Origin of the sequence: Actinopolyspora lacussalsi (genome assembly GCA_030803735.1) — a bacterium.
GTDB classification, from domain to species: domain Bacteria; phylum Actinomycetota; class Actinomycetes; order Mycobacteriales; family Pseudonocardiaceae; genus Actinopolyspora; species Actinopolyspora lacussalsi.
The window spans coordinates 1,452,039-1,466,690 of the sequence record JAURUC010000001.1 but is presented as its reverse complement, the minus strand read 5'-3'; the positions used below and the strand labels follow the sequence as shown (position 1 = coordinate 1,466,690).

The window sequence follows — 14,652 nt, the reverse complement described above, 5'->3', positions numbered from 1 at the left end:
ATGAAAAAGCACCCTCGGAGCGAATCCGAGGGTGCGATGCGGTTCGACCGGTGGTCAGTCGAACCGGTTGGTCTTCACAGCGTCGATGAAGGCGGACCACTGCGCGGGGGCCGCTGCGAAGTGACCGGCCGCACGGTCTTTGCTGTCGCGAACACCGACGCCCTCGGAGGTCATCGCGACCTCAACACAGTTGCCACCGTTTCCGCTGCGCGAGCTTGTCCGCCACGTCGCGCGCGACAGGTCTGTCATTGCCGCCCCTTTCGAAGTCTCGATCTCGCCGAGGTGCATCGTACGGTCCCAGGCTAGCGAGACCAGGCAGGGGCGAATTACGTCGTCACGGGCTTCCCCGGGGCGATCTCGCGTACCAGGTCGATGGACTCGCGCTGCGGCATCGCCGAGGAGCGCAGTTCGTCGAACAAGTTCCGCAACAGCGTCACGTCAGCGTTGTCCTCGATCACGTGCCCACCCAACGGGCCATCCATGTAGGCCACGTCGGGATCGGTTTGTTCCGCGAAGCTCAGCACAGCGAAACCGGATGTCATCGAGGCATGTGCGCCGGTGTCGTACGGGATGACTTGGAACATCACATTCGGTCGTTCGGCCAGAGCCAACAGGTGCTCCAGCTGTTCGCTCCAAACCTTCCTGCCGCCCACCTTGCGGTGCAGAGCCGCCTCGCTGATCACCGCGCGTAGCTCCAGCGGATTGTCCTTGTCGAACAGGCGACGTTGCCGTTCCATGCGTGCGGCCACGCGTTTCTCGACGTCCTCGGGGTCGGTGATGTGTCCGCCCGAGGTGTGGATCGCCCGCGCGTAATCCTCGGTCTGCAACAAACCGAGGATCAGTTCCTGCTCGAAATTGCACACCAACGCGGCGTCACTTTCGAGACCGACGAACGGCTTGAACCACTCGGGGAGACGGTAGGTCGACCACCAGCTGCGCTTCGATCCCTCCCGGCGCGCGTCCTCCAAAGTCTGCCGAACTTCGTGGGGCGCATCGTAGAGTTCCAACAGGGCGGCCAGCTCCATCTTCTTCATGCTGGCCTGGCCCTTTTCCCAGTTTCGGATGGTCTGCGGCGACGCGCCCATGTGCTCGCCCACGTTGGAGACGGTAAGTCCTGTTTTCTCGCGAAGCTCGGAAAGATGCGCGCCCAACCGTCGTCTACGTGCTGTTGGTCCGAGTGCCATAGCAAAGCACTGTAGTCGATCAGCTATCTCACAACTATCACCTAAATGAGCTACGTAGCTGCGTTGTTCAAATCTTGAGTCAAAGATTTCAGTTCGCTAATGTAACTGATCGTGAGCACAGCGCAATCACCAGGGCTGATCAGTGTCGTGCGATCCGGCCGCGATCTGGGCTGGACCGCCGTGGAACGGGGGTGCCGCGTGGAGATCGGTGAGGGGACCGGGCGGGTGGTCGTGTCGTGGTTCGTGCCGGACGGCGACACGCACCAGCACGCCACGTTGGACGCGTTGCCGACCGAGGGCGGCGGGGTGAGCACGCTTGGCGGGCACGACTACGCCGAAGCCCCCGCCTACCAGGACCGCCGGATGCGCCACATCCGACCGTTCTGCGATCGCTGCTTCACCGAGTACCTGAAGCTCCACCGGGCCCAGCCGAACTGGAAGGGATAATCATGGAAACCACCGAACGACAGCACTACTGGCTGCCCGTGCCGGACAGGACAGGGTTCAAGTGGCACCGGCACGCCTTCCGGGGCAAGTACTGGGACGGCCGAGCCTCCGACACCTCGGTGTGCGGCAAGTCCTGCGCCATGGCCAAACCCAGCGAACTCGACTGGTTCCAAGCTCCCACCTGCCCGGACTGCACCGAACTCCTGATCGCCGAACAGTCAGACACCGGAAGTACCGAACAGCCGCGCACCGCGAGCCCCGAGCAATCGGACACCGGCAGCGCCGAGGGGGAACAGTGACCAGACAGCCCCGCGAGCCGAACCGCTTACGCGGCTACGTCCCCGCCTTCTCCGGCGAGCTGCACGAACCACCGAGGAAACGAACCACGGTGCCGCACTCACTGCTGGAACGGATCCTCGATGGACTGGAACGGCTGTGAGCGCCGGGAACGAGCTGATCCGGCATGGTGTGAACTGCTGTGATTCCGGTGGTCAGGAGGAAGGCGCCGTCTCCCCGCTCGCTCTGCTCCGGCAGTACCGCTCGGACGATCTCGACGGGTGTCAGCAGGAACATCGGGAGACTCTCCTCCAAGGCGGCGGAATCCTGCGGAGGAGCGGGCTGGAAGGTACCGTCACGCTCACGCGGCCGTCGGGACCGGACCGATTTTCGCTGATGGGGGCAGCACCGTGCGGAGCACGCGGTGATCCTTCCGCCAACGGAGGTGCGGAGCTTCCGAGGCCGCTTCGGTGGAGCGCGGAACTCCGGTCCGTGGAGGTGCGGGGTGAGTGGGGACGCTTCGGAAACTGGTTCAGCCGGTTCGGCCCGGCAGCCCCACCCGGTGCGCTTCGACGTCGAGTATCCGGACAGGGAGCTCGACCGTGTCGGCACGGCCTTCAGGTTGATTCTGGCCGTGCCGATTCTCGTCCTGCTGAGCAGTGTCGGCGGCCAGGCGATGCGACTCGGCGAGGGATCGGCGGAGGTGGTGCTGTCCAGTGCCGGTGGGATGCTCTTCGTTCCGCCGCTGCTGATGCTCCTCTTTCGGCGCAAGTACCCGTACTGGTGGTTCGACTGGAACCGCGAGCTGCTGCGCTTCACCAACCGGGTGATCGTCTACCTGGCTCTGCTGGACGACCGGTATCCCTCCACCGACGAGCACCAAGCGGTGCACCTCGATTTCGACGCTCCCGAGGACCGCACGCTCAACCGGTGGCTCCCGCTGGTGAAGTGGTTACTGGTCGTTCCGCACTACGTCGTGCTGTTCTTCCTGGACATCGCGGCGGTCGTGGCCGTGGTGGCCGCGTGGTTCGCGATCGTGTTCACCGGTCGCCATCCGCGGGGGTTGTTCGACTTCCTGGTGGGAGTGGGTCGGTGGCACAACCGTGTCATCTCCTATGCCTGGATCCTCGTCACCGACCGGTATCCGCCGTTCCGGCTGGCACCGTGATCGGTGCGGCCTGCGACGCGGGCCCGCGAGACAACCGGTCAGGACGGCAGTCCCGGTTCAGCCGAGCTCGGCGACGGTGATCCCGCTGCTCGGCGGCGTCGCCTCGTTCATCGCGACCAGCGCGGCCGGGATCTCGTCCAACCCGACCCTGCTCCCGATCAGCCGATCGAGGTCGATGTGGGATCCGGTGACCAGCCGCAGCATCTCCGGGTACTCGTGGGCCTGCAGCCCGTGGGTGCCGAGGACGCGCAGCTCGCGGGCGATCACCTCGTGCATCGGCACCGGCGGCAGGCCCTGTTCGGGCGGCAACAGCCCGAGCTGCACGTGAGTGCCCCGCGTGCGCAGCGAGGAGATCGAAGCCGCACAGCTGGCCGGGTGCCCCACGCAGTCCAGCGACACGTGAGCACCCCCGCCGGTGAGTTCCCGGACCGCCTCGGCCGTGTCAGGAGTGCGGTTTCCGTTCACGGTGTGTTCCGCGCCCAGCTCGGCGGCGAGCCGCAGCGCCGCATCGGAGAGGTCGACGGCCACCACCCGGGCGCCGGCTGCCGCTGCGATCGCCACCGCCGAGACTCCCGCGCCGCCGCAGCCGTGCACCGCGACCCACTGGCCCGCGCGCACCGCCCCCTGCCGCAGCACCGCCCGGAAGGCGGTGGCGAACCGGCAGCCGAGCGCGGCGGCCGAGGTGGCGGGCAGTTCGTCCGGCAGCGCCACGAGGTTCGTCTCTGCCCGGGGCACGGCCACCCGCTCGGCGAACGAGCCCCAGTGGGTGGCGCCGGGCTGGAACTGGTACTCGCAGACCTGCTGGTTTCCGGTGGCGCACTGGTGGCAGGTGCCGCAGGCGCAGACGAACGGCACGGTGACCCGGTCACCGGGGTGCCAGCCGCGCACCGAGGAACCGACCTCGACGAGGCGCCCGGCCAGCTCGTGACCGGCCACGTGCGGCGGGGTGACGTCGGGTTCGTGGCCCCGCCAGGCGTGCCAGTCACTGCGGCACAACCCGGTGGCCTCGACCGCTACGACCACCCCGTCCGGTGCTACCCGTGGCTCGGGGACATTGCGCACCTCCGGGGTGATCCCGAACTCGTCGAACACAACAGCGCGCATCACTGCCCCTCAAGAACCGCTCCGGCTGTCGCGGCCAGCTTACTGATGCTTGCTTGTCGTGTTGTCGAGGGACGCGGGGCTCTTTCGGTTCCGAAGCACGGGAGCCACGTCACCGGCTCGACCGCCCGCGGGTTCTCCCGCGTCGCGCTCTCGCGAGGAAGGCCCGACGTTGTGTTACCTACCCGATGTCGGGCCTCCCGGAGCGAGAGCCAGCGGGAGGTTCCGCCAACCGAGCGGCCCGACAACCCGACCGGAAAACTTCGATCAGTAGCGCGCTGCCGACTAACGACCGACCCGATACTACGGGAGCTCACAGGGCGGCGACCGCATCCGGAACCGGGGTGCTCCCCTCGGCCAGTTCGAGCGTGTGACTACTTCCCCGGCCGGTGGCGAGCAGCTCCGCCAGCACGGCGGCCACGTCCTGCCGAGATACCCGGCCGCGTGGAACGGGCGGGTCGGAGAGTGTCACCAGCCCGCTTCCCGGGTCGTCGGTCAGCGCTCCGGGGCGCAGGATGGTCCAATCCAGATCTCTGGAACGCAGGTCCTGCTCGGCGCTGGTCTTGGCGTCGATGTAGGCCTTCCAGACCTCTCCTGCGTCGGGGTCCGGCGGCTGTCCGGCGCCCATCGTCGAGATCTGCAGGAAACGCGGCACTCCGGCGTCCTCGGCGGCCGCCGCCAGCGACACCGAACCGTCACGGTCCACCGTGTACTTCCGCTCTACTCCGCTGCCCTTGCCCGCGCCCGCGGCGAACACGACCGCGTCGGAACTCCGCAGGGCCTCGGTGATCTCGGCACGGGAGCTGTGCTCCAGATCGAGTTCGATCGGGCGGGCACCCGCGGCTTCCAGAACGGGGGCGTGCTCCGATTTCCGGATCATCCCGAGGACCTCGGTTTCCCGCTCGTGCAGCAGCGCGGTCAACCGCAGCGCGATCTTCCCGTGTCCGCCCGCTATGACGACACGCATGTCGTACCGTTCCTTTCCACACCGAGGACGCCGCCGGACGTGTTCTGTGTCCACGCGGTTTCCAAGGAGCCGGTTCATCGGGGCCCTTCCGGGCCGGTTCAGCTCACCGAGGGAAGCATCCGCTCCGCCAGCGGCTCCGAGGAGGCAGGGTTCTGGCCGGTGTGCAGGTTGCGGTCGTCCACCACGTTGGGCTCCCACGGCTGTCCCTCGGAGAACTCGGCCCCGAGAGCCACCAACCTGTCCTGCAGCAGCCACGCCGCCTTGTCGGCCAAACCGGCCTGCTTCTCCTCTACGTTGGTGAAGCCGGTGAGCCGGTATCCGGCGAACGGGCTGGTGCCGTTCTCGTCCTCGGTGGCCAGCAGGGCGGCCGGGGCGTGGCAGACGACGCCCAGCGGCTTGCCCGAGTTCAGGACCTCGGTCAGCAGCCGAGCGGACTCCGCGTTTACGGAGAGATCCTCCATGGGGCCGTGACCACCGGGGTAGAACACCGCCGCGTAGTCGTCCGGCCGCACGTCCTCCAGCCGCACCGGTCGCCGCAGTTCCTCGGCCGATTCCAGGGTCGCGGCGACTTGGTCGGCCTTTTCCTGTCCACCGTTGGCCTCCGGTGCGAGGCTGGACCGGTCGACCGGTGGGACGACCCCGCCGGGCGTGGCCACGACCACCTGGTGTCCCGCGCCGGTGAACACGCGGTACGGAGCGGCGAACTCCTCGGCCCAGTAGCCGGTCGGATGCCGCGTCCCGTCGGCCAGCGTCCAGTGGTCGGCGCCGGTCATCACGAACAGAATCCTCGCCATGCCGCAACACTCCTCGTTCCGGGATCTTTCGTCGGTCCGCTCAGCGGGACAGCTGAAGGGTGGGGCCGATCGTGGGTTGGTCGGACCAACAGGGTTTCCACGATGGCCCGCGGGGAAACGGTGGATCCGACGGTGGCATTCCCGGAGGGGAGTTCGTGGCCTCTCCGGCCCCGGTGCGCCGGGTGCTTTCTACGTCGCTGAAACTTGCGGAACCTCCGCCGAACACCGGTTTTCCGGCCAGGTGGGCAGGTGGTTCGAGGAGTGGACGCGCGAGCCCGTTTCGTGAGAGCTCGCCATGGGGTCGTCCAGGCGGACGGGGACATCCGGAGTCCGCTACATCACGAGTGCGTGGTCCGTGACGTAGCGGACCGATTCCGATCGCTCGGACGTCACCGCTGACCGGCTCCGAGACGAGGTGTCGGGACGGAGCGAGTCATGGTCAAAGAAGACGGAAACCCCTGAAACCGTGGCTCGGCCCCTGCACCGCGAGGCGCGGCAACGGGCTCAGGTGCAGTTCCACCACGAACCCCAGCCGTTGTCGTAGGTGCTGCACCAGTAGCGACCGCTGCTGTTCACGTACACCTCCACGACCCGGACGCCCGTGCTCGTGTTCTCGCCCACCCCGGTTATCCGGTCGGCCCGGCCGTTGCCGGGCATCTCGTGCCAGCGTCCCGCGTTCGGCCAGGTGTGCCAGATCTTTCGCGTGGGGGAGATCCCGAAGCACTCGTTCACGTCGGTCACCCAGTCGACGAAGACGACGTCCGTGCCGTCCCGGAATCGTCCGGTGTACCCGAAGCACGACTCGGTGTAGGACAGCGTCCCGGCTCGTGAGCTCGAGGTCCCCACCTCGTGCACGGGAACTCTGGTGAACCCCTCAGCCCGGTCAAGGAAACCCGCATCGGCCGCTGCCGGACGTGCCGCCGTGAAAGTGGCACAGACCAGCACCATTCCCAGCAACGCTGGAAGTATCGTGCGTAACTTCTTCCTCATGTTCGTTCTCCTCGCGAGGACGCTGATCATCGGATCCGGAACGTCCACTCCGGAATTCCTCGTCTGAAGTGGTGTTCCGTTCGCAGCGTGGCAACGGTTCCTTCGCGAGGAGGGAGAATCGGGTTCTTTCACTCGAAAAGACCAGGGGAGAACGAGAGTTCGACATCGTGATGCGACCTCTTCGGTTTCGGGTGTGCTCCGGACGGCGGAACTCAGGGCAGGAAGTTTTACTCCGAACAAGCGGAACGCGCGATGCTGCAGAGCTTCTCGGTGGGACTCGTCCGATGACGGGAGCGCGGGAACTCCGCAACAGCTTCCACGCCCAATACCGAGCCGTGGGCCGGGAGTATCCGCCACCGGTCAGCTGGATCGGATCCCCACGGCGGCGTAGCCGTTGGAGTGCCGGGCCGCCTCGTCGGTGACGGGCTCGATCGGTCGCCAAGCGGCGCTGGGGACCACGCCGGGTTCCAGCAGGGTGTATCCCGCGAACAGCTCCCGGACCTCCTCGGGATCGCGGAACGTCACGTGCGGGGTGGTGGTGCCCGACATGACCCGGTCGATGCCCGCTCGTTCGGCGTCGGTCATGGCCAGCTGCGCGCCGTTGGTGACGGCCAGCGCGCTTCCGGGCGCGCACGCCTCGCGGTAGGTGGCCAGCATCCCGTGGGGGTCCCGGACCGAGATGATGTCCAGGATAGCCACTGCCAGCACCGCCACGGGCCGGGTGAAGTCCAGCAGCCCGGCCACTCCGGGAGCGGTCAGTACCTCTTCCGGACGCCGCAGGTCGGCCCGCGTGATGGTCGCCAGCTCTGTCCCCCGCAGCATGTGCTCGGCGTGGCTGACCGCGACCGGTTCGATGTCGACGTAGGCCACCCTGGCATCGGGGTTCGTCCGGTGGGCGATCTCGTGCACGTTGCCCACGGTCGGGATGCCCGATCCCAGGTCGAGGAACTGGTCGATGCCCAGCTCGCACAACTCGCGTACCGCCCGTCCGAGGAACGAGCGGTTGTGCTGGGCCCACAGCGTGTTGCCCGGGTAGACCCGGAGGAACTCCTCCGCCGCGGCTCGGTCGGACTCGAAGTGCGCCGAGCCGCCGAGGAAGTAGTCGTACATCCGCGCGATGTTGGGTGTCTGCTCGTCCACCTGCGGTGGCTGCTGTCCGGTCCCCGTCTCCAACGGTGGCTCCTTCCTCGGCCGTCTTGGTAACCCGGCGGGACCGATTGTCCACAGTGAGCGATCATGACGCCACGGTGAGCCGTCGTGCTGTGCCGGTTGCCGCCAGGGGCGCGGCGGTGGGTGTGGTTTCGGCGCCGGGATCGTTCGGGCTCGTGTCGGATCGCTCATCCGGGGGCGCGGCAGAGCACCTCACCGTGCGGGAGGGCGAACCAACCGTCGGGGTGCTCGGCCCACTCGCTCCAGGCCGCCGAGATCGCGGCCAGTTCCTCACCGGTGGCGTGGCCGCCCGCCACGGCCTGCTCGGCGATGCGCGAGTTCACGATCCGCTCCGCCCACATGCCGCCCCACCACGCGCGCTCCTCGGGGGTGGCGTGGCACCAGATCGACGCGCTCGGCGTCACCTCGACCGCGCCCGCGGCGTGGGCCCAGGCCAGCAGCCGACGCCCGGCGTCCGGTTCGGTGCCGTTGTCCCGCGCCACCGACCGGTACACCTCCCGCCAGCGCTCCAGCCTCTCGTCGGCGGGCCACCAGATCGCTCCGGCGTAGTCGGTGTCGCGGGCGGCGACGATCCCGCCGGGTCGGACGACCCGCAGCATCTCCCGGAGCGCGCCCACCGGATCGGTCAGGTGCAGCAGCACCTGGTGGGCGTGCACCACGTCGAAGGTGTCGTCGTCGAAGTCCAGCTCGTGCACGTCACCCAGGCGGAACTCCACGTTGTCGGTCCTCGCCGCAGCGGCTTCCTCCCGCGCGCGGGACAGCACCGACTCGCCCGGGTCCACTCCCACCACCCGGCCGGGCGCCACCCGTTCGGCGAGGTCGACCGTGATCGTGCCGGGGCCGCAGCCCACGTCGAGCACGTTCTGTCCCGGCCGGAGTCGTTCGACCAGGTAAGCGGCGGAGTTGTCCACCCTCCGCCAGCGCTGCGAGCGAACCACGCTTTCGGCGTGGCCCTGGCTGTAGACCTCGTCGGATGCGGACACGGCTGCGGACGTCTCCTTCCGTGGCGCTGCCCGGTGACCGTGCCGCGGCGGGACGTGATCAGACGTTCGCCGACGATCGCGCTGCCGTGCGAGGGGGACCGCGAAGCGTTCCGACAGCTCCCGAGCGCGCCACCATTGAGTTTTCCCACGATGTGGATAGATGTGACCATTTCGCGAGACCAGATTAGGGGGTGTGGCGAGGCGATCACAAGCAGCCGGGCGGCTCGGCTTCACGTCCGGTGAGATCGCCGCGACGGCGGACGTGCGTGCGGCGATGGTCGGATGCGGGCCGGTGGTCTCCTCCGTATGAGCATAGGGCGAGTCGAAGGATGTACGGCTCGAAACGGGTGGATCTCAGTGGCGCGTGACGGTATCCGCGCACCGCAACTAAGGTACCAGATCTGGTACCTGATATGTATAATCCGCGGTGTGCCAGCTTTGAACGTGGAATTTACCGAGGAAGAGATGGCCCAACTCCGCGACGCTGCCGGGAGGGAGGACAAGAGCCTGCGTTCGATGGCCCACGATGCGATCGTTTCCGAGTTGCGTCGTCGAAAGGTCACCGCTGCCGCCACGCGAGTGGCGGGTATCTCGGCGGGATTGAACGAGCGCCTGGCCGAGAAGTGAACGATATCGAGTACCTGGACGTGTCCGACGTCCTTGAGACAGCACGTATCACCCTTGGAACAGCGCCGGGCGTGCGAGACTACGGCCTGCTGGAAAGCGCGGTGGACCGTCCGCGCGCTTCCGTGTTCGGTGCGGACGCCTACACCGACGTCTACAGCAAAGCTGCCGCACTGCTGCACTCATTGGCGAGCAATCACGCTCTTGTGGACGGCAACAAGCGAACAGCATGGGCAGCGGCAATGGTGTTCCTCGCCATCAACGGGCATCCGTTGCGAACAGCGCTCGACGAGGACAGGGCCGAGGACCTGATGTTGCGGGCGGCGCGCAGCCTGATCGGGCTCGACGAGATCGCCGGCGCGCTCGACCGGTTCACGGAGTGAGGAATGCGACCTCTCGCCGTTGACGCCTCGTTGTCGAAGTGCGGTGGACGTGAGTTGAGGGAGCGCGTGGCCGGTCCACTCATGTGCGGGAGCTGCATCGTCGCCTCTTCGCGTTCCGGCGTCGATTTCCCGGACCAGCGGGTCCCCGAGCACGCTTTCCGAGGATCAGTCGAGCAGCAGCAGCGTGTCCCAGCCGCTGGCCGGGAGGCTGCGCGTGGCGTAGGCGTGCAGGGCCAGCGCGATGCCCGCGGCCCCCTCCAGGAGCCCGGGATCGGGCACCTGGTTCGTGGTTCGCGTGTTCCGGTAGCCGAAGGGGGCCGTGCTGTCGAACCGCTCCAGCAGTTGGTGGGCGGTCTCGTCGACCACGGGGCCCAGTCCGGCCTCGGGGTGACGGATCTCGAAGAGCAACAACAGGTACAGGGCGCTCGCCCAGCCGTGGCACAGACCGCTGTCCACGATGCCCCACTCCTCCAACGGTCGCCGCGTGACCGCGCGCACCGCCTCCACGGCGAGACCACGCCACCGCTCGACCCCCAGGGCCTGCCCCGCGAGGTCCAGCGCGCGTGCGATTCCGGGAGCTCCGTAGCACCACGATGGACGGTTCGCCGCCGGGACCGGGTGGGCCCCGGGGTCGGTGTAGTGGCCCAGCCCCAGGTGCGGGGGCCAGTAGGGACCCGCCCGGTCCTGCAACCGGTGGTGCACCAGCCACTCGGCCACGTATCGGATGGTTTCCGCCTGATCCGGTACCCGCACCCCGTCGCGCCACGCCACCGACAGCAGCGCCAGCGGCCCGGACACACCGTGCGCCAGGCCCAGGTTGGCGTGGCCGTGCGCGAACTCGGGCCCCTCCACCAGCGATGACGAGGCGTCGTACCACCAGCCGGGAACCGAGGTCCCCTCTACGGTTCTCGGGTGTCGCAGCGTTGTCAGCGCGCGCAGGGCCGCCCGCAACGCCGTGTCGCGGGGGTCTCCGCTCTTCTCCCGCCGATGCAGCAGGTAGCGCCCGATCCCGCTGAGACCGACGACCACGTCGATCGTCTCGAAGGCCACGGGCTCCGCGGAGCCGGCTTCGAGCTCCTGCGCCGTGGCGAGTCGCTCGGAACGAGCGATCAAGTGCTCGTCCAGCCGGTCGAGGATCGACCCGTAGTCGCCGTGTCCGGAGGCGACCCGCGCCGCGCTCGCCGCCGCGCCCACCCCGTCGAACGCGCCCCGGAAGCTCGTACCACCGGTGTCGCCGACCGCGCGCCGCAGGTGCTCGTGCGCGATCGCGCGGAAGCGCCGCCGGGTGTGTCCCAGCTCGGCGTGCAGCACCGCGATCCCGGCGTGGCCGTGGCTCAACGAGTGGGGGAACCACGGTGGGACCGACTCGCCCCGTGAGTCGTCCACCGCCGCGGCGGCCACGGCCTCCGGATCGGCCAGTCGTTCGGCCAGTTCCTCGACGACCCGGGCGGCCCGCGTGGACGACCCACTCATCACTGGTGCCTGAGTCGGTCACGGTGCCTGCGGACCGCCGTGCGCAGGATTCCGTACGACTCCGGTTCGGCTCGTGTCCCCGGCCCCAGCAGCCTGTTGGCGTGCATGTGCAGCACGCTTCCCACGGCGGTGGAGTGCGCCGGAGCGGGGGTGCTCGAGTCGAGCTTCAGTGCCACCCCGTACTCGCGCACCGCCGGTCCCAGCCGCGCCCAGCAGGCGAGCAGATCGTCGGCGCTCCCCAGCTCGCGCAGTGCCTGCCAGCGGCGTGCCGGATCGACCAGTTCCGCCGCCGCACGGCTGGTCTCCGTGGCGACGCGGTGCTCCGTCTCAGCCGGGTACTGTCGCAGGACCCACTCCTGCCAGTCCCAGTCACCCAGGCCGTCGAGGAGCTCCACATAGTTCATCGCGGCGAGCGTCGCCAGCGGAATGTCCGGGCCACCGCGGGAGCGGTTCCGCAGCTGTTCGAGCACCAGGCGGCTGTCGGCCGCGAAGAGCCGCTCCGCGGCTTCCAGCGCTTCCGGACCGCCGTAGCGGGAGGTTTCCGGTTCGTAGGTGTCGAGCACGAACCCGCCGATGGTGCCGTCGGCGCACGCCCTGCTCGACCACTCGTGCAGCACGGGCAGCACGTGGTCCCGAACGTCCTGCGGTGCCGCGTGCACGCGGAGCCGAACGTGCGGATCGGGATCGGCGTAACGCACGAAGAACCACCGGTCGACCTCGGCGGGGATCCGCCCGAGCAGCGGGGCGATCTCGCGCTGCAGCAGCGCGTCGTGGTGCTCACGGGCGGCGTAGATCCTGGCGTAGAGCCACTCACCACCGGGGGTGTGCCGTTGCGCCGTCTCCGGGCCGGGTGGCGGGTCCGGTATCGCCGAGCGCGGGCGCGTCGACAGCATGGGCACCACGACCTCGGTGGCGTGCCCGCCGCTCCAACCGCTCTCCGAGCCGTGCGTGCTCGGCTGTTCCCGCACCACGTCGCTTCTGCCCTGGCGCAGCTGGCCGCGCAGCAGTCGTTGGTGCAGCGGCACGGTCAGGTCGAGGTCGAGCTGCTGGTCCATCACACCGGCCCGGATCCGGTCGGGGACGCCGAGCCGTTCCCGCCACTCCCGGAGCGCGCGTTGCCACCGGTCCCACGGCAGGTCCGGGTCGCGGAGCGCTGGGTCGGCCCGCCAGCGTTCCAGGGCCAGGATCGATCTCCCGCGGCTGACCCGCGGCAGGTGGGGCAGTGCCTCCAGCCGTCCCCACTGCCAGGGGGTCCAGACGCGGGTGCCGCTGGCACCCAGCGCGATGAGCAGCCGTGCGAGGTCCGGCGTCTGGCTCGTCAGGTTCAGCAGGTGGGTGCGGGTGACGGTCACCTCGCGCCCGGTGCTCAGCGACACCAGGTACAGGCGGTCCGGACAGGCGCCCACGGCGAGGTCCTCCGGAGCGAACGCGTCCTCCGCGTCGGGGAAGCACCCGACCGCCACCGCACGGGGCATGAGCCGATTCATCCGCGTGATGTTGCCCGCCCGCTCGGTGCTCGGCTGGAAGAAAACCTGGGCGTTCAGCGACGAGTCCTCGGCGGTTTCCTCGTAGAGCTCGCCGAACCGCTGCTCGGCGCCGAGCACGTGGGCGAACCTGCCCGCCATGCCGCCCGCCCGGGCCCCACCGCCTGTCACGACGATGCGGAACTCACCGCTCCGCAGGGCTTCGACGGAGGGAGCGAGCGGCTGCACGCACAGATCCAGCGACGGTTGGGGCGGGGCTTCCTCGCCGTGGCCGAGCGTTTCGACCAGGTGGTCGTCGAGCACGAGCTCGCTGCCCGCCGCGTGCACGGCGGTGGCGAGTGCCTGGTCGCGCTCCCGGGAGTACTCCGGTTCGGATTCCGGTGCGGTGCCGTCGTCCTGCCGGAAGTGGTGCCGATCGGGCGGTCCGAGGCCGCGGTGCGGATCGAGCAACCGGGGGAGGGGTACGACCTGGTCGGTACCGTAGCGGTCCAGGAACCTCGCGTGGTACTCGACCAGTGGTGCGGCTTTTCCGGGTGGCCCCAGTCGCCACAGCACGTCGGCTGCCCGGGTGGCCTCCTCCGCGAGCTCTGCCGGAAGGTGGAACCGCGCGTCCATGTCCAGGTCGACCTGGGCCGGGGGACGGTCATGCGTGTGCAGCCCGCCCATCTCGGTGACGAGGCTTCGCCAGGCAGGGCGACCGCGGCCGAGCTCGGTCGACTCGTACTCGGAGAGCAGCTTTTCCGCGTAACCGAGCCGCAGCGCCGTCGACGTCCGCACTTCGGAGATCCGTCGGTTCACGTATCGGAGCTGGTCCGGTTCGTCCTGTCTGCCGAGCAGGTCGGTGAGCAGAATTTCCCGGTCTACGAGCTGGATGAGCAGACGCTCGATGTCGGACGCGTTCGCTTCGGGAAACTCCCCTTGAACACGATCGCGCAGCTCGCCGAAAAATACCGGAATCCTCGCGTTTTCCACCGCCGCGCGAACCACCGCGGTGTGGGCTACGGTCATCTCGTGGGGGAGTGAATCGGTGTGCTCGCGCGGGGTGGATCGCACGTGGGGAAGCACCAATCGGTTACCACGTACCGTGCACAGATTGTTGGTGGCGACCTGAATGCGCTCCCGAACCGCGTTGTCGTGATGCAGTTCCGCGAGCCTCTCGGAAAGCCATTCGCTGTCGGCGGTGACGCGTTTTCGGTGTTTCCGTCCGATTCGTACCCGCGATTCAGCCCCGAACGACGCGAGTTGTACGCCTGCCAGCAGCCCGAAAGGCGTCGGTCTGCCAGTCATGCGCAGGAGGTAGCGCGCGGCGGCGAGTACGCCGCGCTCCAACTTGGCCGGCTTGACGTGTTCACCGTTCTCGACCTTTTCCACGGTCCCAGCCAACGAGGAGCTGGACACCTCGACGGCCTCGCGAACGCGCTGGTCAGCCACGAGACGAAGCAGATGGCCCGCGAGTTTTTCCTGGTCGGGGCGAGGATCGGGTTCGAGATTCAGGCGGGTTGGGCCGGAGTCCTCCACCGGAAGCACGGCCGTCCGGGTGAGCCCGAGAGAGGCGGGCCGGAAGATCGGCCCGCCCTCGTCGTCGGTGTCACGCATAAGGTCGTGATC

At 68.5% G+C, this 14,652-nt stretch carries 16 protein-coding genes; 6 read left to right on the top strand and 10 right to left on the bottom strand.

The genetic code is table 11. From position 1 onward, the window contains the following. Positions 1-54: 54 nt before the first annotated feature. Both J2S53_RS06445 and J2S53_RS06440 read right to left on the bottom strand, forming a co-directional pair. Positions 55-249 (bottom strand): DUF397 domain-containing protein, encoded by a 195-nt coding sequence (locus J2S53_RS06445; RefSeq protein WP_456242718.1) that lies wholly within the window; start codon positions 247-249, stop codon positions 55-57. A 77-nt stretch (positions 250-326) separates the two neighbouring features. Further along, positions 327-1,184 (bottom strand): helix-turn-helix domain-containing protein, encoded by an 858-nt coding sequence (locus J2S53_RS06440; RefSeq protein WP_456240221.1) that lies wholly within the window; start codon positions 1,182-1,184, stop codon positions 327-329. Between the two features lie 111 nt (positions 1,185-1,295). Between J2S53_RS06440 and J2S53_RS06435 the strand changes: the two genes are divergently transcribed. The 4 genes from J2S53_RS06435 (at position 1,296) to J2S53_RS06420 (ending at position 3,075) form a co-directional block, all read left to right on the top strand. Continuing rightward, positions 1,296-1,631, top strand: coding sequence for a hypothetical protein (locus J2S53_RS06435; RefSeq protein ID WP_456240220.1), 336 nt, complete (start codon positions 1,296-1,298; stop codon positions 1,629-1,631). A 2-nt stretch (positions 1,632-1,633) separates the two neighbouring features. Further along, complete coding sequence (locus J2S53_RS06430) at positions 1,634-1,930, top strand: hypothetical protein (protein ID WP_456240219.1); 297 nt, start codon at positions 1,634-1,636, stop codon at positions 1,928-1,930. Continuing rightward, a complete protein-coding gene (locus J2S53_RS06425) occupies positions 1,927-2,070 on the top strand; it encodes a hypothetical protein (protein ID WP_456240218.1) in 144 nt (47 codons plus the stop codon). Before J2S53_RS06430 ends, J2S53_RS06425 begins: the two co-directional genes overlap by 4 nt. A 342-nt stretch (positions 2,071-2,412) precedes the next feature. Then, positions 2,413-3,075 (top strand): DUF4389 domain-containing protein, encoded by a 663-nt coding sequence (locus tag J2S53_RS06420; protein WP_456240217.1) that lies wholly within the window; start codon positions 2,413-2,415, stop codon positions 3,073-3,075. Positions 3,076-3,132: 57 nt separating this feature from the next. Here J2S53_RS06420 and J2S53_RS06415 read toward each other — a convergent pair whose 3' ends face one another. The 6 genes from J2S53_RS06415 to J2S53_RS06390 form a co-directional block, all read right to left on the bottom strand. Next, positions 3,133-4,179, bottom strand: a complete 1,047-nt coding sequence (locus J2S53_RS06415; RefSeq protein WP_456240216.1) for a zinc-dependent alcohol dehydrogenase family protein — start codon at positions 4,177-4,179, stop codon at positions 3,133-3,135. A gap of 310 nt (positions 4,180-4,489) precedes the next feature. Next, positions 4,490-5,143 (bottom strand): SDR family oxidoreductase, encoded by a 654-nt coding sequence (locus J2S53_RS06410; protein WP_456240215.1) that lies wholly within the window; start codon positions 5,141-5,143, stop codon positions 4,490-4,492. A 98-nt stretch (positions 5,144-5,241) separates the two neighbouring features. Next, positions 5,242-5,937: a type 1 glutamine amidotransferase domain-containing protein gene (locus tag J2S53_RS06405; protein ID WP_456240214.1), complete on the bottom strand. Its 696-nt coding sequence runs from the start codon at positions 5,935-5,937 to the stop codon at positions 5,242-5,244. A 504-nt stretch (positions 5,938-6,441) separates the two neighbouring features. Next, positions 6,442-6,927 carry a hypothetical protein gene (locus tag J2S53_RS06400; protein WP_139235112.1) on the bottom strand — a complete coding sequence of 162 codons (486 nt, stop codon included), beginning with the start codon at positions 6,925-6,927 and terminating at the stop codon, positions 6,442-6,444. Between the two features lie 360 nt (positions 6,928-7,287). Beyond that, complete coding sequence (locus tag J2S53_RS06395) at positions 7,288-8,037, bottom strand: SAM-dependent methyltransferase (protein ID WP_456242717.1); 750 nt, start codon at positions 8,035-8,037, stop codon at positions 7,288-7,290. 227 nt (positions 8,038-8,264) lie between these two features. Then, positions 8,265-9,080, bottom strand: a complete 816-nt coding sequence (locus J2S53_RS06390) for a methyltransferase domain-containing protein (RefSeq protein WP_456240213.1) — start codon at positions 9,078-9,080, stop codon at positions 8,265-8,267. 429 nt (positions 9,081-9,509) lie between these two features. Between J2S53_RS06390 and J2S53_RS06385 the strand changes: the two genes are divergently transcribed. Together J2S53_RS06385 and J2S53_RS06380 are read left to right on the top strand one after the other, a co-directional pair. After that, entirely contained in the window at positions 9,510-9,707 is a 198-nt protein-coding gene (locus J2S53_RS06385) for a hypothetical protein (protein ID WP_456240212.1), read from the top strand. Between the two features lie 5 nt (positions 9,708-9,712). Further along, on the top strand, positions 9,713-10,087 hold the full coding sequence (locus tag J2S53_RS06380) for a type II toxin-antitoxin system death-on-curing family toxin (protein WP_456242716.1): 375 nt from the start codon (positions 9,713-9,715) through the stop codon (positions 10,085-10,087). A gap of 165 nt (positions 10,088-10,252) precedes the next feature. Here J2S53_RS06380 and J2S53_RS06375 read toward each other — a convergent pair whose 3' ends face one another. After that, entirely contained in the window at positions 10,253-11,560 is a 1,308-nt protein-coding gene (locus tag J2S53_RS06375; RefSeq protein ID WP_456240211.1) for a lanthionine synthetase C family protein, read from the bottom strand. Then, positions 11,560-14,640, bottom strand: a complete 3,081-nt coding sequence (locus tag J2S53_RS06370; protein ID WP_456240210.1) for a lantibiotic dehydratase — start codon at positions 14,638-14,640, stop codon at positions 11,560-11,562. The genes J2S53_RS06375 and J2S53_RS06370 overlap by 1 nt, the downstream gene beginning before the upstream one ends. Positions 14,641-14,652: the final 12 nt, after the last annotated feature.

Coding starts and splice junctions, on each gene's coding strand:
- J2S53_RS06410 (WP_456240215.1), bottom strand. CDS start 5,143: ATGCGTGTCGTCATAGCGGGCGGACACGGGAAGATCGCGCTGCGGTTG.
- J2S53_RS06370 (WP_456240210.1), bottom strand. CDS start 14,640: ATGCGTGACACCGACGACGAGGGCGGGCCGATCTTCCGGCCCGCCTCT.
- J2S53_RS06415 (WP_456240216.1), bottom strand. CDS start 4,179: ATGCGCGCTGTTGTGTTCGACGAGTTCGGGATCACCCCGGAGGTGCGC.
- J2S53_RS06440 (WP_456240221.1), bottom strand. CDS start 1,184: ATGGCACTCGGACCAACAGCACGTAGACGACGGTTGGGCGCGCATCTT.
- J2S53_RS06400 (WP_139235112.1), bottom strand. CDS start 6,927: ATGAGGAAGAAGTTACGCACGATACTTCCAGCGTTGCTGGGAATGGTG.
- J2S53_RS06430 (WP_456240219.1), top strand. CDS start 1,634: ATGGAAACCACCGAACGACAGCACTACTGGCTGCCCGTGCCGGACAGG.
- J2S53_RS06375 (WP_456240211.1), bottom strand. CDS start 11,560: ATGAGTGGGTCGTCCACGCGGGCCGCCCGGGTCGTCGAGGAACTGGCC.
- J2S53_RS06445 (WP_456242718.1), bottom strand. CDS start 249: ATGACAGACCTGTCGCGCGCGACGTGGCGGACAAGCTCGCGCAGCGGA.
- J2S53_RS06395 (WP_456242717.1), bottom strand. CDS start 8,037: ATGTACGACTACTTCCTCGGCGGCTCGGCGCACTTCGAGTCCGACCGA.
- J2S53_RS06405 (WP_456240214.1), bottom strand. CDS start 5,937: ATGGCGAGGATTCTGTTCGTGATGACCGGCGCCGACCACTGGACGCTG.